The sequence below is a fragment of the Kitasatospora sp. NPDC050543 genome (assembly GCF_044457565.1).
Taxonomy (GTDB): Bacteria; Actinomycetota; Actinomycetes; order Streptomycetales; family Streptomycetaceae; genus Kitasatospora.
The window spans coordinates 85,653-108,714 of sequence record NZ_JBITGZ010000010.1; the positions used below are offsets into that span (position 1 = coordinate 85,653).

The following is a 23,062-nucleotide window of genomic DNA, read 5'->3' on the forward strand; positions in this document are numbered from 1 at the left end:
GCATCGGAGAGGGGGACCGATGGGCCTGATCGACGCACACCTGGTGCCGGCCGTGGACGGTGTGGCCTACGGGTTGCTGCTGTACGTCGCGGCGGCCGGGCTGACCCTGGCGTTCGGTACGGGTGACGTCCTCAACCTTGCCCACGGCACCCTCTACGCCGTCGGCGCGTACACGGCCGCCGCCCTGTCGGACGGCTCGTGGGGCGGGCTGCTGCTCGCCCTGGCCGTCGGCACCGCGGCGGCCGGTGCCGGGGGCGGGCTGCTCGCCGCGCTCACCGAGCCCGTACGCCGGCGCGGCCACCTCGCCCAGGCGCTGCTCACCGCCGGCGTGGCGCTGGTCGGCGGCGATCTGCTCAGCACGGCCGCCGGGCCCGACGACCTGCCGGTCGCCCTGCCGGCGGCGCTCGACCACAGCGCCGACCTCTCCGGGCACCGCTACCCGGTCTACCGGCTGGCCTTCATCCTGGTGGCCGTGGTGCTGGCGGCGGCCGGGCAGCTCATGCTCCGCCGTACCAGGGCCGGCGCACTGCTGCGGGCCACGGTGGACGACTCCGCGATGGTCGCCGGCCTCGGCACCGACCCGCGCCTGGTCCACGCCGCAGTGCTCACGGGCGCCGGGGCGCTCGCGGGCCTCGCGGGTGTCCTCGGCGCTCCCATCATCGGCCCGGGCCCGCGCACGGCGGAGACGGTACTGCTGCTCTCACTGATCGTGGTGGTGCTGGGCGGCCTGGGCTCGGTGCTGGGCGCGCTGGTGGCGGCGGTGGCCGTGGGCGAGGTGCAGACCCTCGGCGTCGACCTGGTGCCGGACCTCGCCCCCTACCTCCTGTTCGCGGCGATGGCCGCAGCCCTGGTCCTGCGCCGCGGCGGCGCCACCGGAGCGCGCGGATGACCGAGTCCGGGGCGGGCACCCCGAAGGCCGTCCGGCCGATCCGGCCGGCTGCGACGCCATCGGCCGGCGCCACACGCACGGCGCGGTCGGTGCTGTCAGCGCTGTCCACGCGGTCCACGCGGTCGGCCTTCGGCAGGAGGGCGGACGTGGCCGGCTGGGCCCTGCTGCTGACCTCGCTCGCGCTGTTCGCCGTGCCGGCGTTCGTCGAGGAGTCGACGCTCGGCCTGCTCACCCCGATACCCGCGCTCGGTCTGGTCGCCGTCGGCGTCACCGTGCTCACCGGCCGGGCCGGACTCCCCACCCTCGGCCAGGCCGCCCCGTACGCGGTCGGCGCCTACACCACCGCCCTGCTGGGCCGGGCGGGCGTCGACGTCGGGCCGGTGCAGATCGCCGCCGCCGCGTCGGCGGCCGCGCTGTTCGCCCTGCTGACCGGGCCGATCGTGGCCCGGGCCCGAGGGGTGACGACGCTGATGATCACACTGGCCCTGGGAGAACTGACCGCAACCGCGGCCGCCCGCTGGAGTTCGGTCACCGGCGGCACCGACGGCCTGTCGGGCATGGCGCCGGTCCGCGTGCTCTGGGGTACGACGCCGCTGACCGGCGATCCGGCCGTCTACCGGTACGCGATCACCGTCGCCGCCCTCACGGTCACGGCGACGGTACTGGCGCTGCGCTCGCCGCTCGGCGTCCTGCTCGCCGGGTGCCGCGACCACGAGGCGCGGATGCGCGCGAGCGGCCACCAGGTCACCCGTGTGTTCCTCGGCGCCCAGGTGTGGGCCGCGGCCCTGGCGGGAGTGGGCGGCCACCTGCTGGTGACCGCGCAGCGCTACGTCTCGCCCGCCGACGTCGGCTTCACCACCTCCTCGCTCTGCCTGCTGGCCGCCGTACTCGGCGGCATGGCCTCGCCGCTCGGCGCGCTCGTCGGAACGGCGCTGGTACTGCTCACCCGGGACCAGCTCGCCGCCCGGTGGCCGGGACACGGCCCGCTGCTGCTCGGCGCGCTGTTCATCGCCGCCGTGTACCTGCTGCCGCGCGGGCTCGCCGGCATCCGCCTCCCCCGGCGCCCCCTCCGCCGCCGGCCGGCGGCCTCCTCCCCCCACCCGACCCGTCCCCGCTTCCCGGAGGCCGGCCCGTGAACGCTCTGCTCAGCCTCACCCGAGTGACCCGCCGCTACGGCGCACTGGCCGCCGTCGACCGGCTCGACCTGACGGTCCGGCCCGGGGCACGCCACGCCGTGATCGGGCCCAACGGCGCGGGCAAGTCCACCCTGCTCGGCCTGGTCGCCGGCACCGTCGCACCGTCGGGCGGCCGGATCGTGCTCGACCGACGGGACATCACCGGCACCGACCCGGCCCGACGCTCCCGCCTCGGCATAGCCCGCACCTTCCAACAGCCCGCGGTACTCGGCAGCCTCAGCGCCCTGGACAACGTGGCACTGGCCGCCTGGCGGCACACCGAACTACGCGGGCTCTGGCGCCCCCGCCGCTACCGGGAACTCGGGCGCCGCTGCCTCGACCACCTCGACCAGGTCGGCCTCGCCCACCTGGCCTCCCACACCGCCGGCCAGCTGTCGCACGGCCAGCAGCGGCTGGTGGAGATCGCGGCCGCGCTCGCCGCGCGGCCCCGGATCCTGCTGCTGGACGAGCCGGCCGCCGGCCTGAGCGAGGAGGACACCGACCGGCTGACGACGGTCCTGCGACAGTTGCCCGCCGAGGTCGCCGTCCTGCTCGTCGAGCACAATCTCGCCTTCGTCAACGCGCTCGCCACGAGGGTCACCGTGCTGCACGAGGGCCGGCCCATCGCCGACGGCACGCCGGAGGAGATCAGCGCCGACCCCGCCGTCCGGGAGGCCTACCTCGATCCCCGGTCCAGGTGACGCGGATGCTCGACACACTGTCCCTGCGGGCCGGATACCACGGCGGTGCCGTGCTGCACGGCATCGACCTGACGGTGAGCCGGTGCTCCGTGCACGCCGTCCTCGGGCCCAACGGCGCCGGGAAGACGACCCTGCTGCATACACTGGCCGGCCTGGTCCCGGTCGGCTCGGGCCGGATCGAGCTCGCCGGCACCGATGTCACCCGCCTCCCGGCCCACCACCGTGCTCGGGCCGGTATCAGCCTCGTCCCGCAGGGGCGTCGGCTCTTCGCGTCCCTGACGGTGGCCGAGCACCTCAAGCTGGCACACCGACAGCGGACGGCGGCCTGGTCACCGGCCCGGGTGCTCGACCTGCTCCCCCGGCTCGGCGAGCGGCTGCGCCACCGCGCCGACCGTCTCTCCGGCGGCGAGCAGCAGATGCTCGCCATCGCCCGCGCCCTGCTCACCGGCCCCCGCGTCCTACTGCTCGACGAACCCACCGAGGGCCTGGCCCCCGCGGTCGCGGCCGATGTGCTCGCCCTGGCGGGCCGGTTGGCCGCCGACGGACTGGCCGTCCTGCTCGCCACCCCGAGCCCGGCCTCCGTGCTCCCGATCGCCGACCGGATCACCGTCCTCGGCACCGGCCGGATCTCGACCGCGCTGGACGGCGCCGCCGCGCGCCAGGACCCGGCCCACGTACTCGCCGCCCTCACCCCACCCCGCCACGCACCGCAGGAGCAGCCCTGATGCCGACCGAGACGCGCTACGCCTTCGACAACCGGTCCGACGAGGCCGTGGACCAGTTCCAGGTACTGGAGTCCTTCCTCGACCCGATCACCGCCTCCCACCTGGACCGGCTCGGGGTGCCGGCCGGGGCCCACTGCTGGGAGGTCGGGGCGGGCGCCGGGTCGATCGCCCGCCTGCTCGCCGAACTGGTCGGCCCCACCGGCTCCGTGACCGCCACCGACCTCGACCTGGCCCGGCTGACCACGCCGACCGGGTCCACCGGGTCCACCGGGTCCACCGGGAGCCTTCTGGTCCGCCGCCACGACGTCCGGTACGAGCAGCCGCCGGGCGGCCCGTTCGACCTGATCCACGCCCGCCTGCTCCTCCTCCACCTGCCCGAGCGGCACGAGGTGCTCGCCACCCTGGCCGGGGCGCTACGGCCGGGCGGTGTGCTGCTGATCGAGGAGTTCGACCGCAGCCCGCTCTCCGTCCTCACCCCGGTCGATCCGGCCGAGCGCGACCTCTTCTCCCGGGTCATCGACACCGTTCTCACCGTCCTGGGCGACCGGGGCGCAGACCTGGACTGGGGACGCCAGGTCCCCGCGGCGATGACACGCCTCGGTCTGACCGAGGTCCACACCACCATCCATGCCGAGAGCTGGTCCCACGACGGCGGCACCCGCCTCCATGAGATCAACTCGCGCCAGCTCCAGGAACCCCTGCTCGCCGCAGGTCTCACCCTCGACGAGCTGACCCGCTTCCGCGCGCTGGTCCGCAGGCCCGGCTTCAAGGCGCTCTCCTACACCCTGGTCTCGATCTCGGCGCGAAAGCCCGGATGAGCCGCCTCCGCGCGCTGGGGAAGGCCGAACTCCGCGCCGACACCGGAACACCCGGAGAATTCGCGTTGCTCATTTCCCCCCACCCGCTCTCGCTGTACGAGGCGGTAACATAACCCCGGCCGCGCTGCGGAATAACGATTCGCTACGAGGTCTTTCTAGTTCTCCGGAACGGCCCTAGTCTGCGTTCGTGTCGATCTTTCGAATGTTTCGGAACTCCGGCCCGCGGCTGGCCCCAGAACTCGATGACAGCAATCTCGGCAGAGTGCGCAAGCAACTCGAAAGTCCCTCGATGCCGGGGCTGATTGATATTCAGGTCGACCAGATCGAGCGGGTCCTCCAGGATGCGGGTACGGATTGGGATCGGCGGGCGCATCGATTCTCGGTGCTCGCGGAATCCGCCGCGGGCTCCGGTATCGCGCGGTCCTGGCTGAGGCGTCGTCCACACAGCGCCGATGCCATGGTCTTCCAGGCCTGGGTCGAGCTGGTGCGCGGCCGCCTGACGGGCGGGATGGAGGACGCGCGCTCCGCGGCCGACGACTGTCGTCGCGCTGCCGAGCTCGCGCCGGACGATCCGACACCGTGGGTGGTACTGCTCGGAATCCTGCGGCTGCTGAGATGCGAGCAGCAGGACGTGTTCAAGGTCTGGCAGGAGGTGATGGCGCGCGATACCTGGCACCGCGAAGCGCATTTCCAGATGCTGGGCTACCTGTCACCGGAGGAGTGCGGCACCCGCAGCCAGGTGCTGGAGCTCGTCGATTCCGTCCGTTCTCGGATACCTCCGGCGACCTCGGCGGTGCCGGCCGTGGGCCTGGAGCTCGCGGCGGCCATCGATCACCATCACCGGACCGTCGCCCGCGGCGGCGTCGACGCTCTCCTGGCGAGAAGGCAGTGGGCGAATCCGCGGGCGGAGTCCGCGCTGGAGCGGGCGCTGGCCAACTGGACCAAGCCCGGCCACCTGCGCCATGCGGCGGCCCTGGCCGATCTCAACATGCTGGCCTATGCGCTGGTCCAGGCCAACCGGCTCCCGGAGGCCGCGGAGGCCCTCCGGATGGTCGGAAGTACCGTCACGCCCTGGCCGTGGCGGCTGGACGGCGACCCGGTACAGCGCTTCGCCTACTGGCAGGCGCAGGTTCTGCGCTGAGCCGACCGGCGAGCCACCGTACCGGCGCCCGACAGCCCACCAGCCGACCAGCCGACCAGCCGACCAGCCGACCAGCCGACCGCCCGATGCTGCTCACCGCAGCAGCGGCATGAGGATGCACGTGGGGCGGAATGTTCCTAAGGTTCGGTGTACAGGGATGCGGCGCAGGAGAACCCTGATTCCCCTTCCATCCACCGCGTCGGCTCCCGATCATCCTGTCAGGAGATCACCGATATGACGACGTCCTCCGAAACTCCCGTCCTCGACACCCTGGCTGCCATGACCCTCGACTCGGTCGAACGCTGCGGCCTGCCCATGGACCAGCTCATCCTCACCCGCATCGCCGCGCTCGTCGCCATGGACGCGCCTCCGATGTCCTACCTCGCGCACATCGGCCCCGCCATGGAGTCCGGTGTGACGGCCGCCCAGGTGCAGGACGTCCTGGTGGCCATCGCGCCGATCGTCGGCACCGCCCACGTGATGTCCGCGGCCGGCCACATCGCCGAGGGTCTGGGATTCGCCATCGCCGTGGCCGAATCCGAGCTCGACGCGTAGCCCACACCCGGGATCCAGGCGGGACCCTCGGCCGCCGAAGGCCTCGGATGCCTTCGCGAGCCCACGATGCCACAGCCCCGGCTCGGCCCTACCCCGCCACTTCCGAACGGTCGGACGACCTGCACGGCGTCGCTCCCGCATGCGTGCAGGTCGTCAACGCTTCCCCAGCGGCCACCCCGCACGCGGACTGGCGTGAAGTCATCGCGCCTTCACCAGGCCGCAGCCGAGTCCGGCGGCCGAGGACTGAGCCGCGGCGCGTGCACTCCCACGGCCCGAGGTACACCCGCACGAGCACACCCGCCCACGAACACCCGCACGACGCGGCAGCGGAGGACGGCGGAGCCGCTCGCCCACAGCCGGGTGACCGTCGCCGCCGGCCCCCGCCGAGGCCTCAGGGCCGGCCGGCCTCGCGGAACGCTCCGGCGCAGAGTGCCCAGATGATGAAGATGTTCACGGCAATCAGCACGACGGCCCAGAACGGGTAGTACGGCAGCCACAGGAAGTTGGCGATCAGACTCAACCCCGCGAGCACGACACCGACCGCGCGCGCCCACACGGCTCCGGTGAAGAGCGCGAAGCCGGCGAGGACGACGACGATGCCCAGGATGAGGTGGACCCAGCCCCAGCCGGTCAGGCTGAACCGGAACGCGTAGTTAGCCGTTCTGACGAACAGGTCGTCCTTCGCGATGGCGGAGATTCCTTCGAAGATCGCCAGGGCCCCGCCGACGATCATCAGGATCCCGGCGAGGACGGTCCAGCCGGTTCGGAAGACATGCCGCGAGGCGCCCTGGGGGACGCTGCCCGCCTGTGAGAGGTTGAGGTTGCCGGCCATGAAGGCCTCCTTCAGCCGACGGAGGCACACGGCCGAGCGGAACGTGCCGACCAGCGGCGCCGATCTCCAGCGTCCCACGGCCGGACCAGGACCGCGCTGCCCACCGGGGCGGCGAGCGCCCGATCGCGGCCGTGGCCGTGCCGCTCCGGCCCGGGCCCCCGATCGCTCCGGCTTCCTCACCCGGCCTGGGTGATGCCCGCTGCGGCGCGCGGCGTCAGACTTGACCTGACCTGCTGTTTCCGGGCGGATTGGAGAGATCCGTGAAGGACCTCAAGTTTGAGCAGAAGCGTTCGCTGTCACGGCTGGAGGCCGCTGATCAGCTCTCCGCGCTCGCGGACGCGCTGAGGCACGGCGGCAACGCCGAACTGGAACTGGGCCCCGGGACCTTGAGCCTGCGGATCCCCGACGACCTCCGCACCGAGCTGGAGGTCGAGGTCGGCGACGGGGAGATCGAGCTGGAGATCGAGTTCAAGTGGCCCACCGCACAGACCGGGACGCCCCCGACGCGATCGGCGGGCGAGGACGGCTGACGCCACCACCAGGCCGCCCGCAGGCCCTGACAGTATCCGGGCGCGGCCGCCGCTCTCCGCCGCTCTACGGCCCTCCCGCGCCCCGGCCGACCGTCTACACCGCCGGCTCGGGGCTTCCGGGCCGGCGTCCGGGCTTGGTTCCGGGCTTGCTTCCGGGCTGGACGGTCGGGATTCGCCGGGTGAAGAACAGTGCCAGCAGAGCGGTCAGGGCGAGAACGGCGAGCGCGGCACGCAGGCCGTCGAGCCTCGCCTCGGCGTTCGCGTCGATCGCGGCCTGGGCCACCTCCGGGCTCGCCCCCGCGCCGTCCAGGGCGCTCTGGAGCTGCGCGTCCGACAGGAAGGGTACGCCGCTCTCGAGTTGGACGACGGCCTGGCTGGTGACTTCGGGGGGAATCGCCTGGTTCTGCTCGATGCTGGTCAGGAACGAGGTCGTCAGGGTGGCGATGAGGATCGATCCGGCGAGTGCCGTACCGATCGAGGAGCCGAGGTTGGTGACGGCGTTCTGGATACCGCCGACCTCCGCGCTCTGCTCGTCCGGCACGGCCGATACCGTGACCGCTCCGAGTTGGGACGCCAGCGCGCCCATGCCGAGGCCGATCAGCAGGAGCGGGATGGTGACGATCTCCGCGCCCGCGTCCGCGTCGAGGGCCGCCAGCAGCGCCACCGCACCCGCGAACAGGGCGAGGACACCGAGGCGCACCACCCGGCGCGGTGAGACGTCCGGCAGCAGCTTCGGGATCAGGATCGCGGCGGCCAGCAGGGTCAGTGAGAGCGGCAGGATGCGGACACCGGTGGCGAGCGCGGACAGGCCGAGGGCGACCGACAGGTAGAGCGGTACGACGAAGAACACGCCCATCTGCACGAAGTACTGGAAGAAGAACATCGTCAGGCCCCCGGTGAGCTGCCGGTTGCGCAGCAGAGCCGGGTCCACGAGCGGCTCCCTGTGCTGCTCCACCAGGTGCGCCTCCCAGCGGAGGAAGAGCCGGATCAGCAGCAGGCCTGCCAGCATCAGCCACACGACCAGCGAGATTCCGAGCCAGGCGGGTGCGTCGGGCTTGGGCAGGAACCAGCCCCACTCGCTGGAGCGCAGGACGCCGTAGACGAAGACCCCGAGCCCGAGCGCGGAGAGCACCGCGCCGACGAGGTCGATGGGCGGGCGGTCATCGGTCGGGGCATCGGCGATGCGGCGGGCGAACACGAGGATGGCGAGCACGATGACGACCTCGCCGGCGAAGACCCAGCGCCAGGAGAAATAGGTGGTCGCGACGCCGCCGATCAGCGGCCCGAGCGCGATCGCCACGGCGCCCGCGGCGGCGACGAGTCCGTAGGCGGCCGGCCGACGCTCCGCGGCGAAGTTGCCGGCGACCAGTGCGACGATCGACGGCAGGATGAGGGCTGCCCCGATTCCTTCCAGGAAGGACCAGCCGAGCAGCAGCACGGGCAGGTTCGGGGCGAGCGCCGTCGTGAGGGAGCCGCAACCGTAGATACCGCAACCGATCATGAACGCGCGTCTGCGGCCGATGAGCACGCCGACCTTGCCACCGGGAATCATGAACATCGCCATCACGAGCGTGTACGCCGTGATCGCGCCCTGGATCCCGGTCACGGTCGTACCCACGTCGTCCGCGACCGTCGCGATCGACACGTTCATCACCGAGCTGTCCAGTGCCATCAGGAACTGCCCGGCCGCCAGGATCAGCAGCACGAATCCCGCCGTCGCCGGCGCCTCAGAACTGCCGGCGGTGCCGGCTCTCGATGCCATGGGCGCATCGTTGCAGCGGCCGCGAAAGCCGGTACCCCGACCCGCCCGGGGGTAACCCGATCGGCCGTGCGTGACCGGGCGGACTCCGCCGCGCGAACGGGTGACAGGTCCTGCGGCGACGCGCACCTGCCGAGCTTCGAGGAGCGCCGCCGTAGCCCCGGTCCCGCAGGTCGCGCCCGGCGAGTGGTCTCCAGCGGGCGGAGTACCGAAGCTCAGCGCCGTTTCGACTTCCTGGCCGGCCGGATGCGGGAGATCTGCCCCCGAGCGGTTTGCCAGCGCTCCCGCGCCAGGCCGATGACATTGTCCCACTCACGGCGAACCTCGTCATCGGCCGGCCGCTCACCCTGACGGATTCTCCCCAGCTCGTCATGCACCTCCCGACCGAGAGCCGCCGACCCCACGACCACGAGCACGATGCCGAAGAATGCCGAGAGCATCGCGAAGACCACGCCCACCGTGCCGAAGCGAGCGGCGTAGGAGTTGAAGAGGTGCGGTACGTAGAAGGCCGCGCCCACCGAATAGACACCCGCCAGGACGGCCCCGATGACGCCGAACGGCAGAAGATCCCACCAGGCGACCCGCTTCGCCGCGAGGATCCAGCCGCCCCAGACGAGGAAGACCGCTGTCAGCAGCGCCTCCAGGAGGTACACCCATACGGCGAAGCGCCCGCGGCCCAGGTTGGCGTAGAGCCAGCCGCTCACCGGCACGTACAGCACGAAGGAGAGGGACCACTTCAGGTCGTTGAGGGTGTTTCGCACACTCAGCGGTTTGAGCTCCCACGTCTGCTCGAACAACCGCTGCACCGCACGCGCGAAGCTCAGTGTCGAGAGCATCAGGAACACCGCCCCGAAGATGCCGACGCTCGTGTCGGCAGCCGAGGAGAAGAGTTGTGTGACCGCAGCGGCTCCGCCCGCCGTGAGGCTGTAGCGGTCGATGACCCGGTCGGCGATGTCCTTGTCCCCGATATGGGAGACAATGGCACCGCACAGGATCGCGAGCGGAATCATCGCCGTCAGCATGCTGGACGCCAGCGCCATCGAGCGATCGAATCCCGCGATTCGCTGGAACCGGTTGACGACACGGAGCGCGAATGCCGGACGGAGCCAGAACGTCAGCGTCCTGGTGAAGCGCTCGCGGTTGATCGGTGCCGCCCTCCCTCCCTGGATCCCGGGAGTCCGTGACGGCACGAGCTTAGCCGGACCTCCTCCGTCAAGTCCTGAGGGAGACGACCGGCATGTCGGGCGGGGTCGGCCGGCTGACGAGCGGTTCAAACCTCGTTGGCTGACGTGCCGGCACAACCCGCTGTTGCTCCCGCGCCGTGGGGGCGCCACCGGAGCGGCTCCCCCCACGGCTCCCCCCACCACTGCCGCACGCCCCCGCCGCGCGACTGCGCGTCAGGCGACGTGCATCGTGAGTACCGCGGTGTGCAGCTTCCCTGCGGTCTGGAACTGGAGGAAGACCCGCCAGTTCCCGGACTTGCCGAGCACGGCGTGGAAGGTCAGCGTCGGCCCGCCGTGGTCCCCGTCGACGACGTTCAGGGGGTGGAGGTGGGCCAGCGCCTGGTCGCCCTCGTGGAAGGCGCTGAGGTGGGCGTAGCTGTCAAGGTACGGCTGGAGATCGGTGACCGGCCGGCCGTCCTTGCTGATGGTGGCGGTGACCTTGTGGGCCATCCCGGCCATCGGCTCCCCGTGGACGGCGACGGTGTAGCCGTCCACCGTCGTACTGTCGGCCGCGGCGGGCAGCGGAGCGGCGGCGGCCTCGCCGGACACCGTCACGCTTCGGCTGAGGACGAACTCACCGCCCTTGTGGGGGCCGGTGTTCGGGGTGAAGGCGGCGTAGAGCCGCCAGTTGCCCGGATCGAGGGCGGCCAGGTCGGTGGTCCAGGTGCCGTCGTCGGCCATCGTCGGGTGCAGGTGCTGGTAGCCGGTGAGGTCCGAGCGGATCGCGTAGAAGTGCAGCTTCTTGGTCTGCGCGACGGCGAAGTCGGTGATCGGCTGGCCGTCCGGGCCGGTGATGGTGAACGGGTAGCTCACCGCCTGGCCGGAGGGGAGACCGACGACCGGGGAGTCCAGACGGTAGCCGTCCAGTTCGGCGGCGAGCCCCTCGCCCGCCGCCATCCCGGGCATCCCGGGCATCCGCGGCATGGCCGAGGAGGCCGCGCCCGGCGATGCCATCGCGGCGTGGTCCATGCCCGGCATGCCCGCGTGTCCGGAGTGCGAGGACGAACCGCACGCCGTCAGCACGAGGGCGAGCAGGGCCGTCGCACCGGCTGCGACGGGTCGACGACGGGAGAGCGAGCGAGGAGAAGCGAACATCAGCAGGTCTTCCGGTACGAGCGCGCCGAGGAGGGAGCGCGGATGAGCAGATGAGCAGATGAGCGAGGGCCGGGGCCGGGGCCGGGGGTCGGTCACAGCCTCGGCCGCCCTGTCAGGCGCGCACGACACACACGCGCCCGCAGCAACCGGCCGCCGCCTTGCCACCACGGCCCGCGGACCCGACCGCAGACCGCCGGGAACACCCCACCACCGATCACGGTCTCGGCGGCGAAGGCCACGCCGGTGATGCGCCAGGTATGACGGCGACGTCCATGGTCGGCCTCCTACACGTCCTGAGCCGATGGCGCCCTGATACGCCTGGCCCGTGGTGCTGCGGGGCCCGAGGAATGTGGGGCCTCACATCACAGGAGACCGACGACGGACGCGGCGATAACGGAAATCCGGGGCGCGCTCCTCGGGTCGACCGGCTGCGGGCACGGGAACACCTTGCCGCCACTGTGGGCTGGCCCGGTCTTCCAGTCCTCCGGCAACGCCCGCCCGATGTAGTTCCCCCGCCCCGACGCCGCCCGGCGCGACGAACAGCGACGACGCGCCCGGAGCCCGTGCGTCACCCGGCTCAGTGCCCACCGTCGACCACCGGGTCGACGGTGCCGACCCACAACTGGCTGACCTCGGACACGTACCGGCCGCCCTTCGAGTGCTGGGGAGCGACCAGGCGGGGCCCGGCGGCGTCATCGAGGGGCACACCGTCCTCGGGCACCGCGAGCAGCACCTGGCTCTTGGCGAATCCGGGGTCGAGCTCCGCCCACGCGAACACCGCCCGGTAGTCGCCGCCGCCTGTCGCGGCGACGAAGCCGCGCAACGACGGGTTCTTCCTTCGCCAACAGCTTCCTCCGGTCCCCATCGCTCGCACGAGACGCGTCTGTGCGAGTCACCGGACCTGAAGTCAGAAGCCTTCACCGACCACACAGTTGCTGGCGGTCGGCGTGGCTGCATCGCGCCCGCCGCCGGGCCCCAGCTCCAGGCGAGCAGGCGGCGAACGTCCGGGCCCGCCGATGTGGAGGAAGCTAAGGTCGTAGATCCAAGCGTGACGGTGTTGTCGACGGACGATGGGGGAGATCAATGACGCAGCTGGCGGGCGACGCGGACTACGGGCAGATAGGCCTCGGCTACGCGCGGATCCGGCGCACCGACCCCCGTATCGCGGCCCGGGTCCACGCTGCGCTCGGCAACGCCCGTACGGTGCTGAACGTCGGTGCCGGCACCGGATCGTACGAGCCGCTGGACCGCCACGTACTGCCCGTCGAGCCCTCCGCCGAGATGCGCCGTCAACGCCCCGCCCATCTGGCACCGGCCATTCACGCCGTCGCCGAGGCGCTGCCCTTCGACGACGACGCGGTCGACGCCGCCATGGCGATGGTCACCCTCCACCAGTGGCCGGACCCGGTCGCGGGGCTGCGTGAGATGCGCCGGGTCGCCCGCGGGCCGGTGCTGGTACTCACCTTCGACCCTGCCGAGCTCGGCCGGATGTGGCTGATGGACTACGCCCCGGAGCTGCAACAGGTCGAAGCGGGCCGCTTCCCCACCGTCGACACCATCACCGCGGCACTCGGCCCCGGAGCCGAGGTACAGCCGGTGCCGATCCCCTCGGATTGTGTCGACGGGTTCACCGAGGCCTTCTACGCGCGCCCCGAATCCCTGCTCGATCCGGCCGTACGCCGCGCGCAGTCCGCGTGGAGCTTCCTGGCGCCCGGGGTCGAGGAGCGGGTCGCCGCTGCGCTCGCCGCCGACCTGGAGTCCGGCGTCTGGGACGAGCGCTACGGCTCGCACCGCAGCCGGCCCGAGTTCCACGGAGCCGTCCGCCTCATCGTCAGCCACTGAACCCACGCGGACCGTCCCACCGGAGGATGCGCCGTGCGCCCTGAAGCATCAGTTCGATAGGTTGGGTGGTCCAGTCGGTGATCGAGTTCTGCTAGGGGCTTCCTGATGGATGATCAGGCTTCACACCAGCTCTTCTCTTACGGCACGTTGCAGCTTCCGGAGGTCCAGCTCGCCCGGTTCGGCAGGCTGCTCGAAGGGCAGGCCGACGCGCTGCCCGGCTACCGGCTGACCTACATCGCGATCACCGACCCCGAGGTGATCGCGGCCAGCGGCACCGACCGGCACCCCCTGGTCGTGGCCTCCACCGACGACGGCGACGCGGTGGAGGGCAGTGTCTTCACCATCACCGACGCCGAACTCGCCGCAGCCGACGACTACGAGGTCGACGACTACGTCAGGACCCCGATCGTTCTGCGGTCGGGGACGAAGGCCTGGGCCTACCTCGGCGCCTGAGCACGCCGCCCGACGGTCCGCCGCTCGGCGGACCCGGCCGCCCCGCGGTGTCACGCCGGGCCGGTGATGCTGTTCGGCATGCGGAGACTCCTGATTGAGTTGGCACCACTCGTTCGCATGTGCACGATGCATGGTGATCGTAGGCTGAGGGGTGGGCGGCGACCGTCGTCAGGGACGCGTTCGGGACGCGGGCAGGCCGCGCGGCCTGAAGCGTGGACGTCGACAGTCGCCGACCCGGCCCGAGCCCGTTCCCGATCCGATCACTGCAAAGGCAGCATCAGCAGCGGCGAAAGAGGTTGGCCGACATGGCGGTTGAGGCATCACACGAGCTGGAGGCCCAGCGGGCCGAAGGCCTGGTGGCGGCACAGAAGAAGGCGATTGCCCTGTTCGCCGAGGTCGAGGCCCGGGGCCTGGTCGCCCCCGGCGCGGGCGAGCGGGAGGTCAGCGACCGTATCCGCGACCTGGCCAACGAGATGTTCGGCACCACCAAGCACTGGCACAAGCGCATCGTCCGCTCCGGCCCCAACACTCTCCGGCCGTACCAGGACAACCCGCCGGACCGTGTCATCGCTCCCGACGACATCGCCTTCGCCGACTTCGGCCCCATCTTCGAGGAGTACGAGGCGGACTTCGGCCGCACCTACGTCCTCGGCGACGACCCCCGCAAGCAGCGCCTCCTGCACGACCTCCCTCGGATCTTCGACGCGGGCCGCTCCTTCTTCGCCGCCCACCCCGACGTCACCGGCGCCCGGCTCTACACCGAGGTCGAACGCCTCGCCGCCGAAGCCGGCTGGACCATCGGCATCTGGCACACCGGCCACCTCGTCGGCGAATTCCCGCACGAGACCAACGACGGCGCCAAAGCCCAGTCCTACATCACCCCCGAGAACCACTCCCCGCTCCGCCGCACCGACCGCGCGGGCCGGACCTGCCACTGGATCCTGGAGCTGCACCTCATCGACCAGGAGCGCGGCTTCGGCGGATTCTACGAGCAGCTTCTGGACCTGGCCTGATGACCTGACCTGGAACTCGCAACAGGAGCGAGGGCACGTACACGGAGGAGCCCGACCGGTGAGCATTGGGTCGCCGGTCGGGCCCGGGCGGGTCAGTTGACGTGGACTGCGGGGCTGCCGGGCTGGGTGGTGTCGGCGACGGGGCCGTAGGTGGCGGAGAAGTAGCCGTCGCCGGGGCAGAGGGCCGAGCCGCCGCTCTTGGCGAAGTGCTCGTTGCGGAAGGCCAGGCTGTGGGCGGCGTTGTCGGCGTTGCCGCTGAACGCGCCGCTGAGCTGGTAGACACAGGTGATGGTGCCGAACCAGGTGTTGAGCGCGGCGGTGGCCTGGATCGGTCCGCCGGCTCCACCGGCGAGGGTGACCGGGAGCCCGGGGCCGTCGTCTACGGCGATGCCGTAGGGAAGGTTGCCGACCGTCAGGCTGCGGACCGAGGTGACACCGGTGACGTTGCTGGTGCACGAGCCGAAGGTCAGCCCCGTCAGGGACTCCGTCGCCGTGCCGGGCGCCGCCGGGTTGCCCAGCACCTTGGCCGAGAGCTGGGAGACGGCGCAGGTGACGCCGGTCGTGCTGGTCGCGGTCGAGTAGAAGGTGGCGCGGGTGTTCGCGGCGAGCGGTGCGGCGAGCGCGTCGCCCACCGCGACGACGGTGCCGCCCGCGCCGCCGGCGGTCAGCACCGGGGTGGCGACGGGCCCCGGCATCGCGGACGCGGGGACCGCGCCCAGTGCGAACGCGGCGGCGACGGTGACGGTTGCGGCAAGGTGGCGGTGACGGCGCATGGGAAGGCCTCTTCCTCGGTGAGGGGAGATCGAGAAGGCGAACCTTTCGCTGCTCCCGGACCGTGGGGGATCGGGGAGCTGACTACGTTGTAGAGCCATGTCCATGCACCGTCAAGGCAACGGGTGGAACTTGCTGACTTCTCGTCAACAAGCGGGAGGGCCGGTGGACCGACGTCATGCAGCGGCGCCGCGGTACGGCGGGACGACAGCGCCCGGACTTCCACCATCGGCCCCGAAGGTGGCGGGGCGCTCGACAGGGCGCTCGACAGCCCAACCGAGCACACCATTCCTCCATGCATGTGTTCACTCTGTGAAATTCATGTGCTCTGACCCCTTGTCAGGGCGATCATTCCTACCTACCTTCGGGGGTCAGGATCCCGGCCCCACCGGGCCTGGCGGTCTGCGGCGGGCGCAACCCGCGCCGTCGCCGGACGCACGACAAGACCTGGAGGCGTCACATGCCCGTAACCATGATCGACGAGATCCGCGACGCGGGTCCGCTGGTGGTCGACGACGAGGCCATCGTGTTCGAGGACGACGACCGCAACGACCACGACGCCACGGCGTGTCTCGCCGACCCGTGGGTGACGGCAACCACCCGCTTCGCCTGCGATCTGAACTCCTGACGGTGACCGAGTCCATCGCCGGCCGCAGCGGATGGTCCGATGACACCTGGTCGTACCTGAACGATCCGCGGATGCCGGCGATGGACCACGGTTGGAAACTGCACGTCTCGGCTCGACCCGGCGACCTCAGGGCCGTGACCGGCCTCGTCCTGCCGGTGCTGTTGAGCCACGTCTGCCACGCGAAGTGGGCCAGGAGTCCGGAGACCCTGCGCGTGATCAACTCCGGTGCGTCGAGTGCGGGTGCCGTCGGGAAGGCGATCACGGTCTATCCGGTACCCGGCGTCGTCGTCGGGCTCGCCGACGAACTCGTCGCCGTGTTGCACGGCCGGGAGGGCCCGCAGATCGTCAGCGACCGGCGGGTCGATCCGCGTTCCCCCGTCTACTACCGCTACGGGCCCTTCACCGGTGACTACCGGACCGGCCGGAGCGGGCGGCTCGAGTCGGTGATGGTGGGCCCGGACGGTCGGGTCTTCGACGGCCTGGCCGGCGGTGCATACCGCTGCCCGCCCTGGGCCGAGGATCCGTTCGAGAACCGGCCGGGGCACGGCGCCCGGCCGCGCTCCTCCCCCGGATTCGGCGGCGGACGCTACCGGGTCACCGTCGGCATCGCGCGCAAACCGCAGGGCAACGTCTACCGCGCCGTCGACCTGGTCACCGGGCTGCCGGTGGTCGTCAAGCAGGCGCGGGCCTTCGTGGCCGAGGACGAGTCCGGTGCGGACACCCGCGACCGGCTGCGCAACGAGCGGAGGGTCCTGGCCGCGCTCGGCACCGTCACGGGGGTGCCCCGCGCGCTCGACTACTTCCGGCACCGCTCGGACGAGTACCTGGTGATGACCAGCTGCGGCGATCGGGACCTGCGGCGGGACGTCCAGGAGAACGGCCCCTACCAGGACGACGAGGCCCGGCCGTCACGCTCGCTCCCCGACCTGGCCGCCCGGCTCCTCCGTGTCCTGGACGGCATCCACCTCCGGGGCGTGGTCGTCCGTGATCTCAAGCCCAGCAACGTCGTGCTCGACGCCACGGGTCGATGCCATGTGATCGACTTCGGGATCAGCGCGCTGGCCGGCGTCGGCCCGGACGGCTCGACCCCCGGCTACAGTGACCCGGTTCGACGTGCGAGCGGACCGGCCGAGCCCGCCGACGACTACTACGCCCTGGGCGCGACCCTCTGCTTCGCCGCCACCGGCATGGATCCGGTGATCGTCGACTCCGACGCCGCCGTCAACCGGGACCGCACCCTCGCCGGCCTGGCGTGGGCGCTGCCCGGCGAGGACCACCGGCGGATCCGGGCCGCGATCGCCGAGTTGATGAGCTTCGATCCGGCCGTGCGGACGGCCGGCGCCGACCGGCTCCGCACCGGGGCGCCCAGGGTGCTCGGCCTGCCCGAGGTGTCCCGGGCATCCGGGCAGCCCGGTCGGCTCCGAATCGACGGCGGCCTGCTCGAGGAGATCATCGAGCACACGACCGCGTTCTGCGTCGACGAGGCCCACAGGATCGCAGACCCCGTGCTCGCCGCACGCGCGAACATCCCGACGCCCGTCGACGTCTACGGCGGAAGCTCGGGGCTCGGCCTGGAGCTCCTTCACCACCTCCACCGACGCGGGGTGCGCGAAGCCGTCGACGCCCTGGGGCAATGGACGGCGAGCCGGTCCAGGAGCCTCTCACCGGGCTTCTACTCGGGCCGTACCGGCGTCGAGCTCTTCCTCGCCGAGGCGGCGGCGACCCCGGACGCCGGGGACCTGGACGTGGACGTGGCGAGCACGGCAGGGCCGGGAGACCACCCCGCCCTGCCGACCCGGGGACCCGACGGCGGGCTGCCGGAAGCGGACCTGATCGAGGGCGTCGCCGGAATCGGCATCGGCCGCCTGCTTCTCGCCCGCCACGCCTTCGCGGGCGGCAACAGCCGGCTCGCCGACCGACACCTCGCCGTCGCCGCCGAGTGCGACCGGATGCTGGCGTCCGACCGGGCCCGGCTGACGCCCGCGGGCGCCGGTACGGCCGGCAGTGCCGCCCTGCGCGAAGGACTTGCGCACGGCGAGGCGGGTGTCGCGTACTTCCTGCTCGAGTACGCGAGCGCGACCGGGGATCCCGGCGCCGTCCGCAGGGCCGGGCGGGCCTGCGCGCACCTCGCCGCCGTCACACCGGGCATCGTCGCGGCGGCGACCGGCCCGGGAGCGACACGCCGCTACGGCTCGTGGTGCCGGGGCCTGGCCGGGATCGGGGCGGTACTCGTCCGGGCCGCCGACCGCCTCGGCGAACCCGGTTACCTCGTCCTCGCCCGGCAGAGCGCGCGCACCTGCGCCCGGCTTGCGCCGCGCATGCCCCTGGTCACCCAGTGCTGCGGTCTGTCCGGGGTCGGTGACCTGATGGTGGACGTCGCCAAGGCGTCCGGGGCCGAGGAGTTCTGGGACGCCGCCGAGACCGTCGCCGCGATCATCCTGAGCCGCAGCGGCGGCACCTCGACTCGTCCGGTGTTCCCGGACACCGGCCTGACCCGGTCGAGCGCCACCTGGGCCGGCGGCTCCGCCGGCGTGCTCGCCTTCCTCAGGCGACTGCACGACCGGGGCGGGCAGCGGCTCGGCCTCATCGACTGACCGGCTCCGGGGCGAGTCGCTCCGTAGGATTCCTGGGCCCCGAGCACCTCCTTGGGTCTCCCCAGTGCCCGGTCACGCCGATATTGCGGGCGAGCAGCTACCCGCGTGCCGCAGACTCGGACCGAGCACTTTTCAGACCGAAGGATGGCATTCATGGTTGACCGGCCCTTGACACTCATGGCAGTGCACGCCCACCCCGACGACGAGGCCACCGGAACAGGGGGTGTCCTGGCGCGGTACGCGGCGGAGGGGATTCGCACGGTCCTCGTCACGTGCACCGACGGCGGTTGCGGTGACGGACCGGGGGGTGTCAAGCCGGGCGAGCCCGGACACGATCCGGCGGCCGTCGCCGCGATGCGTCGCCAAGAGCTCCAGGCGAGCTGTGAGGTCCTGAACGTCAGTCATCTGGAGCTGCTGGAGTACGCCGACTCCGGGATGATGGGCTGGCCGGCCAACGACGCGCCCGGGTCCTTCTGGCGGACACCCGTGGAGGAGGGCGCCGCCCGCCTCGCCGAACTCCTCCGGCGCTACCAGCCCGATGTGGTCGTGACCTACGACGAGAACGGGTTCTACGGCCACCCCGACCACATCCAGGCGAACCGCATCACTATGGCGGCGCTGGCGACGACCGGGATGACGTCGAAGGTGTACTGGACGACGGCGCCGCGCTCGATGATGCAGCGATTCGGGGAGGTCATGCGCGAGTTCGGCGCGGACTGGGAGGAGCCGGATCCGGCGGAGGCCGCCGCGATGCCCGAGATCGGACTCCCCGACGAGGAGATCACCACCTGGGTGGACACCACCGAGTTCGGCGCTCAGAAGTTCGATGCGCTGGCCGCGCACGCCAGCCAGGGCGAGAACATCTTCTTCCTGAAGATGGGCAAGGAGAGGTTCACCGAGCTGATGGGCGTGGAGACCTTCGTACGGGTCCAGGACACCACCGGCGCTGCCGTGCCCGAGAACGACCTCTTCGCCGGACTGCGCTGATCCCCGGCCCAGCCGGGCGGCTCGGGGCCCGCCGTCTGCACATCCGCAGGACGACCCGAAGGGCTGCTCGCGGCGGGGGCCAGGGTCAGCTGCGGACGCGGCCGACCCGGCCCTCGTCCCAAACCGGTTCGTCCGCCTCCGTCACCCGGCCGTCCGCCCGGAAGACCAGGAAGCGGCTGAACACCCGGGCGAACCAGCGGTCGTGGGTGACCGCCACCACTGTTCCGGTGAAGGCGGCCAGGGCCTGTTCCAGGGCCTCGGCGGAGATGAGGTCGAGGTTGTCGGTCGGTTCGTCCAGCAACAACAGGGTCGCCCCGGCGAGTTCCAGCAGCAGGATCTGGAAGCGTGCCTGCTGCCCGCCCGACAGGGTCTCGAAGTTCTGGCGGCCGGCGCCGGCCAGTCCGTAGCGGCTCAGGGCCGACATGGCGCGCTCCAGGTCCAGCCCGGCCCGGTCGCCCTCGCCGCCGCCGAGGATGTCGGCCGGCGTCCGGCCGGCCCACTCCGGGTGCCGGTGCGTCTGGGCGAACAGCCCGGGGCGGACCCGTGCGCCGAGCCGGCATTCGCCGGTGTGTGCCACGGTCGCGGCCGCGCCCCCGCCGGCCTCGTCCAGCAGGCGCAGGAAGTGGCTCTTGCCGGATCCGTTCGAACCGAGCACGCAGATCCGGTCGCCGAAGAACACCTCCAGGTCGAACGGCCGCATCAGACCGCTGAGTTCCAGGTCGCGACAGGTGATCGCCCGAACGCCGGTCCGGCCACCGCGCAGGTCCGGCGCGACCCGCTGCCGGCGCGGCGGCGCGGGCGGCGGCCCGACCGCCTCGAACTTCGCCAGCCTGGTCTGGGCCGCGTGGTAGCGCGAAGCCATCTCGTCACTGATGGAGGACTGTTGACGCAAGGTCCTGACCAGGTCCTTGAGCTGCTCATGCTTCTCGCTCCAGCGCTGCCGCAGCTCGGCTGCGCGTTGCCAGCGGGCCTCACGGGCCTCGCCCCAGGTGGCGAATCCGCCGCCGTGGGTCCAGGCCGTGCCGCCCTCCAGCGTCACGACCTGGCCGGCCGTCCGGCTCAGCACCTCGCGGTCGTGGGTGATCAGCAGCACGCCCTGCCGGGTCTGGGCGAGCTGCTCCTCCAGCCAGCGCTTTCCCGGGACGTCCAGGTAGTTGTCCGGTTCGTCCAGCAGCAGCAGTTCGGCCGGGCCCCGGAGCAGGGCCTCCAGGACGAGTCGCTTCTGCTCGCCGCCGGACAGCGTCGCCACCGCCCGGTACTGCGCTGCCTGGAACGGGATGCCGAGCGCGGCGACCGTCACGGTGTCCCAGAGCACCTCGTAGTCGTACCCGCCGGCCTCGCCCCAGTCCACCAGCGCTTGGGCGTAGCGGAGTTGGGTGGGTTCGTCGTCGGCCTCCATCATGGCGAGCTCGGCCGCGTCGAGGAAGGCGGCGGCTGCCCGCAGCGACGGCGGCGCGACGGTGAGCAGGAGGTCCCGGACCGTACGGTCGTCGCGCAGGCTGCCGATGAACTGCGGCATGACCGCGACGGCGCCCTGGGAGCGGAACGATCCCTGCTGTGCCGGGATCTCGCCTGCGAGGGTGCGCAGCAACGTGGTCTTGCCCGCACCGTTGTCGCCGATGAGCGCGACCGTTTCGCCTGCCGGCACCCGGAAGGAGACGTCGTGGAACAGCTCGCGACCGTCGGCGAGAACGTGACCGAGGCCGGCGGCTTCGAGGTAGCCCATGGGAGCGGATCCTAGCCGCCGAACGCTCGATGGGCGATTCAATTCCGCCGGCCGCCTGACGGATTCCCGAGCTTGTGATGGATCATCAACTATGGCTCATCGTATGATAGTTAGTCGACCGATCGGCCTATTCACCCGTCAGCCTGAATGTCGCGCCGACCGCCTTGCGCCAATCAGTCGCATACGGAACGGTTGTACTCGAAGGAATCGCCGGGGCGGGACCACGAGATCTCACCCGAGGCGGCTCTGCGGCTGCGTGCTTGCGGCTGCGGGCACGGTGCTTGTCCCGATGCCAAGCGTGCCGCCCCTACCGGGAATGCGAGAGGCAATCGATGCCGTCCAATGTCGCCACGTACTCCGCCGACCCCGCCGCGCGGTCCGCTCTCGTCACCGTCGCACTCGTCGGGGCGGAATTCGGGTGGGGCAGCTCGGGGAAGCTGAGCGCGGTGCTCTCCGCGTTGCGGGACCGGTCGGCGCCTCCCCTGCGGTTCGTCGGGCTGGCGTCGGGGCTGGGCCGCCCGCTGCTCGCCGAACACACGGTGGACGACTGGTACGACCTGCCGGACGATCCCGGCCGGCTGGCCCCCACGGTCCGGGAGATCGTGCGGTCGCAGGGGGTGCGGGCCGCCGTGGTCGTCCTGGACGGCGCGGCCGCGACGGCGCTGCTGGCCGTCGGAGTGCCCACGGTGTTCGTCGACAGCCTGCCCTTCCTCTGGTCCGAGGGCGACCGGGCCGCGCTGCCGCTGGACGCGACGGTGTACTGCGCCCAGAAGAGCGTCGAGCTGCCACCCGAGTGCATGGACGTCCTGGCCGACGCCCCGGGGCTGCGCTGGGTCGAGGCGGTCATCGCCCGGCCCCGCGCCTCGGAGTCGGAGCGTGGTGCCGGGCGGAGCACCGGCCGCCCGTACCGCAGGGCGCTGGTCAGCCTGGGCGGTCTGCGGGCACCGAGGCTCGGCGATCCGGCGCACTATCCGCGCCTGGTCGTCCCGGCAGCCCTGGAGGCCCTCGCCGCCCACGGGGTCGAGGAGGTGCACATCGCCGGCAACCTGCCCGGCGATCTGGCGGGTCGGCTCATCGACGCGTCGGTCGCCCCGCCCCGGACGACCACCGGCCCACTCGGGCACGGCGCGTTCCTGGACCGGTTGGACGACTGCGACGTCCTGCTCACCTCGCCGGGTCTGACCACCCTGCTGGAGGCCGGCGACCTGAACGTCCCCACCGTCTGCCTGCCGCCGCAGAACCTCAGCCAGATCTTCAACGGCCGCTACCACAGCCAGGCACTCAAGGCCCCGCTGCGGGTGCTCTGGCCCAAGTACGTGCTCGCCGAGGACGACGCACTGGCGCTCCGTTCGGAGGGCGAGGACCACGCCCTCGAACTGATCTACGGCGCGATCGGGGCGGCAGCACAGGGCGACCACCGACAGGCCGTCAGCCACACCTTGCGCGACGGTGTCCTGGAGGCGCTGCGCCGGTCCGCCGGGGTCGACGACTGGGGCGCGCTCACCACCGCGGTCGGTACCGGCGGCGCGGCCCAGGTGGCCGACGCGCTGCTCGGAGTCCTGGGCCCGACTGACCGGCTCTCCCGACCCGCCTGACCTGCGCGTT

General features: G+C 71.9%; 22 protein-coding genes. 15 read left to right on the forward strand and 7 right to left on the reverse strand.

Translation table 11 applies throughout. The features are described 5' to 3' along the window. The first annotated feature begins 19 nt into the window (after nucleotides 1-19). The 7 genes from ACIBH3_RS15130 (at nucleotide 20) to ACIBH3_RS15160 (ending at nucleotide 6,004) form a co-directional block, all read left to right on the forward strand. Nucleotides 20-889 (forward strand): branched-chain amino acid ABC transporter permease, encoded by an 870-nt coding sequence (locus ACIBH3_RS15130; RefSeq protein ID WP_396312400.1) that lies wholly within the window; start codon nucleotides 20-22, stop codon nucleotides 887-889. Between the two features lie 146 nt (nucleotides 890-1,035). After that, nucleotides 1,036-2,025: a branched-chain amino acid ABC transporter permease gene (locus tag ACIBH3_RS15135; RefSeq protein WP_396312401.1), complete on the forward strand. Its 990-nt coding sequence runs from the start codon at nucleotides 1,036-1,038 to the stop codon at nucleotides 2,023-2,025. Beyond that, the gene (locus ACIBH3_RS15140; protein ID WP_396312402.1) at nucleotides 2,022-2,765 is read left to right on the forward strand and encodes an ABC transporter ATP-binding protein; all 744 of its coding nucleotides are present in this window, start codon (nucleotides 2,022-2,024) and stop codon (nucleotides 2,763-2,765) included. The genes ACIBH3_RS15135 and ACIBH3_RS15140 overlap by 4 nt, the downstream gene beginning before the upstream one ends. Nucleotides 2,766-2,770: 5 nt before the next feature. Continuing rightward, a complete protein-coding gene (locus ACIBH3_RS15145; RefSeq protein ID WP_396312403.1) occupies nucleotides 2,771-3,490 on the forward strand; it encodes an ABC transporter ATP-binding protein in 720 nt (239 codons plus the stop codon). Continuing rightward, nucleotides 3,490-4,308 (forward strand): class I SAM-dependent methyltransferase, encoded by an 819-nt coding sequence (locus tag ACIBH3_RS15150; protein ID WP_396312404.1) that lies wholly within the window; start codon nucleotides 3,490-3,492, stop codon nucleotides 4,306-4,308. The genes ACIBH3_RS15145 and ACIBH3_RS15150 overlap by 1 nt, the downstream gene beginning before the upstream one ends. 187 nt (nucleotides 4,309-4,495) lie before the next feature. Next, the gene (locus tag ACIBH3_RS15155) at nucleotides 4,496-5,449 is read left to right on the forward strand and encodes a hypothetical protein (protein ID WP_396312405.1); all 954 of its coding nucleotides are present in this window, start codon (nucleotides 4,496-4,498) and stop codon (nucleotides 5,447-5,449) included. Between the two features lie 234 nt (nucleotides 5,450-5,683). Further along, the gene (locus tag ACIBH3_RS15160) at nucleotides 5,684-6,004 is read left to right on the forward strand and encodes a carboxymuconolactone decarboxylase family protein (RefSeq protein WP_396312406.1); all 321 of its coding nucleotides are present in this window, start codon (nucleotides 5,684-5,686) and stop codon (nucleotides 6,002-6,004) included. Nucleotides 6,005-6,395: 391 nt separating this feature from the next. On the opposite strand, the gene ACIBH3_RS15165 is transcribed toward ACIBH3_RS15160, so the two are convergent. Beyond that, the gene (locus ACIBH3_RS15165) at nucleotides 6,396-6,737 is read right to left on the reverse strand and encodes a hypothetical protein (RefSeq protein WP_396312529.1); all 342 of its coding nucleotides are present in this window, start codon (nucleotides 6,735-6,737) and stop codon (nucleotides 6,396-6,398) included. 359 nt (nucleotides 6,738-7,096) lie between these two features. Between ACIBH3_RS15165 and ACIBH3_RS15170 the strand changes: the two genes are divergently transcribed. Continuing rightward, the gene (locus ACIBH3_RS15170; protein ID WP_396312407.1) at nucleotides 7,097-7,366 is read left to right on the forward strand and encodes an amphi-Trp domain-containing protein; all 270 of its coding nucleotides are present in this window, start codon (nucleotides 7,097-7,099) and stop codon (nucleotides 7,364-7,366) included. 94 nt (nucleotides 7,367-7,460) lie between these two features. On the opposite strand, the gene ACIBH3_RS15175 is transcribed toward ACIBH3_RS15170, so the two are convergent. The 4 genes from ACIBH3_RS15175 to ACIBH3_RS15190 form a co-directional block, all read right to left on the reverse strand. After that, the gene (locus ACIBH3_RS15175) at nucleotides 7,461-9,128 is read right to left on the reverse strand and encodes an MFS transporter (RefSeq protein WP_396312408.1); all 1,668 of its coding nucleotides are present in this window, start codon (nucleotides 9,126-9,128) and stop codon (nucleotides 7,461-7,463) included. A 212-nt stretch (nucleotides 9,129-9,340) separates the two neighbouring features. Then, complete coding sequence (locus ACIBH3_RS15180) at nucleotides 9,341-10,315, reverse strand: YihY/virulence factor BrkB family protein (protein ID WP_396312409.1); 975 nt, start codon at nucleotides 10,313-10,315, stop codon at nucleotides 9,341-9,343. Between the two features lie 207 nt (nucleotides 10,316-10,522). Next, nucleotides 10,523-11,443 (reverse strand): hypothetical protein, encoded by a 921-nt coding sequence (locus ACIBH3_RS15185; protein WP_396312410.1) that lies wholly within the window; start codon nucleotides 11,441-11,443, stop codon nucleotides 10,523-10,525. 577 nt (nucleotides 11,444-12,020) lie between these two features. Beyond that, nucleotides 12,021-12,266, reverse strand: a complete 246-nt coding sequence (locus tag ACIBH3_RS15190; protein ID WP_396312411.1) for a hypothetical protein — start codon at nucleotides 12,264-12,266, stop codon at nucleotides 12,021-12,023. A 260-nt stretch (nucleotides 12,267-12,526) separates the two neighbouring features. Here ACIBH3_RS15190 and ACIBH3_RS15195 point away from each other — a divergent pair, with 260 nt between their 5' ends. The 3 genes from ACIBH3_RS15195 (at nucleotide 12,527) to ACIBH3_RS15205 (ending at nucleotide 14,751) form a co-directional block, all read left to right on the forward strand. Then, entirely contained in the window at nucleotides 12,527-13,285 is a 759-nt protein-coding gene (locus tag ACIBH3_RS15195) for a class I SAM-dependent methyltransferase (RefSeq protein WP_396312412.1), read from the forward strand. 105 nt (nucleotides 13,286-13,390) lie between these two features. Continuing rightward, nucleotides 13,391-13,738: a gamma-glutamylcyclotransferase family protein gene (locus ACIBH3_RS15200; protein WP_396312413.1), complete on the forward strand. Its 348-nt coding sequence runs from the start codon at nucleotides 13,391-13,393 to the stop codon at nucleotides 13,736-13,738. A gap of 305 nt (nucleotides 13,739-14,043) precedes the next feature. Beyond that, nucleotides 14,044-14,751 (forward strand): M24 family metallopeptidase, encoded by a 708-nt coding sequence (locus tag ACIBH3_RS15205; protein WP_396312414.1) that lies wholly within the window; start codon nucleotides 14,044-14,046, stop codon nucleotides 14,749-14,751. Between the two features lie 92 nt (nucleotides 14,752-14,843). Here ACIBH3_RS15205 and ACIBH3_RS15210 read toward each other — a convergent pair whose 3' ends face one another. Continuing rightward, on the reverse strand, nucleotides 14,844-15,524 hold the full coding sequence (locus ACIBH3_RS15210; RefSeq protein WP_396312415.1) for a Tat pathway signal sequence domain protein: 681 nt from the start codon (nucleotides 15,522-15,524) through the stop codon (nucleotides 14,844-14,846). 458 nt (nucleotides 15,525-15,982) lie between these two features. Here ACIBH3_RS15210 and ACIBH3_RS15215 point away from each other — a divergent pair, with 458 nt between their 5' ends. The 3 genes from ACIBH3_RS15215 (at nucleotide 15,983) to ACIBH3_RS15225 (ending at nucleotide 19,731) form a co-directional block, all read left to right on the forward strand. Beyond that, the gene (locus ACIBH3_RS15215) at nucleotides 15,983-16,150 is read left to right on the forward strand and encodes an SflA family class IV lanthipeptide (RefSeq protein ID WP_396312416.1); all 168 of its coding nucleotides are present in this window, start codon (nucleotides 15,983-15,985) and stop codon (nucleotides 16,148-16,150) included. A 2-nt stretch (nucleotides 16,151-16,152) separates the two neighbouring features. After that, nucleotides 16,153-18,744, forward strand: a complete 2,592-nt coding sequence (lanL, locus tag ACIBH3_RS15220; RefSeq protein WP_396312417.1) for a class IV lanthionine synthetase LanL — start codon at nucleotides 16,153-16,155, stop codon at nucleotides 18,742-18,744. Nucleotides 18,745-18,897: 153 nt separating this feature from the next. Beyond that, a complete protein-coding gene (locus tag ACIBH3_RS15225; protein ID WP_396312418.1) occupies nucleotides 18,898-19,731 on the forward strand; it encodes a PIG-L family deacetylase in 834 nt (277 codons plus the stop codon). Between the two features lie 85 nt (nucleotides 19,732-19,816). Here ACIBH3_RS15225 and ACIBH3_RS15230 read toward each other — a convergent pair whose 3' ends face one another. Next, entirely contained in the window at nucleotides 19,817-21,457 is a 1,641-nt protein-coding gene (locus tag ACIBH3_RS15230) for an ATP-binding cassette domain-containing protein (protein ID WP_396312419.1), read from the reverse strand. 332 nt (nucleotides 21,458-21,789) lie between these two features. Between ACIBH3_RS15230 and ACIBH3_RS15235 the strand changes: the two genes are divergently transcribed. After that, the gene (locus ACIBH3_RS15235; RefSeq protein WP_396312420.1) at nucleotides 21,790-23,052 is read left to right on the forward strand and encodes a hydroxymethylcytosylglucuronate/cytosylglucuronate synthase; all 1,263 of its coding nucleotides are present in this window, start codon (nucleotides 21,790-21,792) and stop codon (nucleotides 23,050-23,052) included. The last annotated feature ends 10 nt before the right edge of the window (nucleotides 23,053-23,062 follow it).

What these genes read in the sequence shown, in the direction of transcription:
- ACIBH3_RS15130 (WP_396312400.1), top strand. Translation starts at nt 20, where the DNA reads ATGGGCCTGATCGACGCACACCTGGTGCCGGCCGTGGACGGTGTGGCC.
- ACIBH3_RS15145 (WP_396312403.1), top strand. Translation starts at nt 2,771, where the DNA reads ATGCTCGACACACTGTCCCTGCGGGCCGGATACCACGGCGGTGCCGTG.
- ACIBH3_RS15150 (WP_396312404.1), top strand. Translation starts at nt 3,490, where the DNA reads ATGCCGACCGAGACGCGCTACGCCTTCGACAACCGGTCCGACGAGGCC.
- ACIBH3_RS15160 (WP_396312406.1), top strand. Translation starts at nt 5,684, where the DNA reads ATGACGACGTCCTCCGAAACTCCCGTCCTCGACACCCTGGCTGCCATG.
- ACIBH3_RS15165 (WP_396312529.1), bottom strand. Translation starts at nt 6,737, where the DNA reads ATGATCGTCGGCGGGGCCCTGGCGATCTTCGAAGGAATCTCCGCCATC.
- ACIBH3_RS15175 (WP_396312408.1), bottom strand. Translation starts at nt 9,128, where the DNA reads ATGGCATCGAGAGCCGGCACCGCCGGCAGTTCTGAGGCGCCGGCGACG.
- ACIBH3_RS15185 (WP_396312410.1), bottom strand. Translation starts at nt 11,443, where the DNA reads ATGTTCGCTTCTCCTCGCTCGCTCTCCCGTCGTCGACCCGTCGCAGCC.
- ACIBH3_RS15195 (WP_396312412.1), top strand. Translation starts at nt 12,527, where the DNA reads ATGACGCAGCTGGCGGGCGACGCGGACTACGGGCAGATAGGCCTCGGC.
- ACIBH3_RS15200 (WP_396312413.1), top strand. Translation starts at nt 13,391, where the DNA reads ATGGATGATCAGGCTTCACACCAGCTCTTCTCTTACGGCACGTTGCAG.
- ACIBH3_RS15205 (WP_396312414.1), top strand. Translation starts at nt 14,044, where the DNA reads ATGGCGGTTGAGGCATCACACGAGCTGGAGGCCCAGCGGGCCGAAGGC.
- ACIBH3_RS15210 (WP_396312415.1), bottom strand. Translation starts at nt 15,524, where the DNA reads ATGCGCCGTCACCGCCACCTTGCCGCAACCGTCACCGTCGCCGCCGCG.
- ACIBH3_RS15215 (WP_396312416.1), top strand. Translation starts at nt 15,983, where the DNA reads ATGCCCGTAACCATGATCGACGAGATCCGCGACGCGGGTCCGCTGGTG.
- ACIBH3_RS15225 (WP_396312418.1), top strand. Translation starts at nt 18,898, where the DNA reads ATGGTTGACCGGCCCTTGACACTCATGGCAGTGCACGCCCACCCCGAC.
- ACIBH3_RS15230 (WP_396312419.1), bottom strand. Translation starts at nt 21,457, where the DNA reads ATGGGCTACCTCGAAGCCGCCGGCCTCGGTCACGTTCTCGCCGACGGT.
- ACIBH3_RS15235 (WP_396312420.1), top strand. Translation starts at nt 21,790, where the DNA reads ATGCCGTCCAATGTCGCCACGTACTCCGCCGACCCCGCCGCGCGGTCC.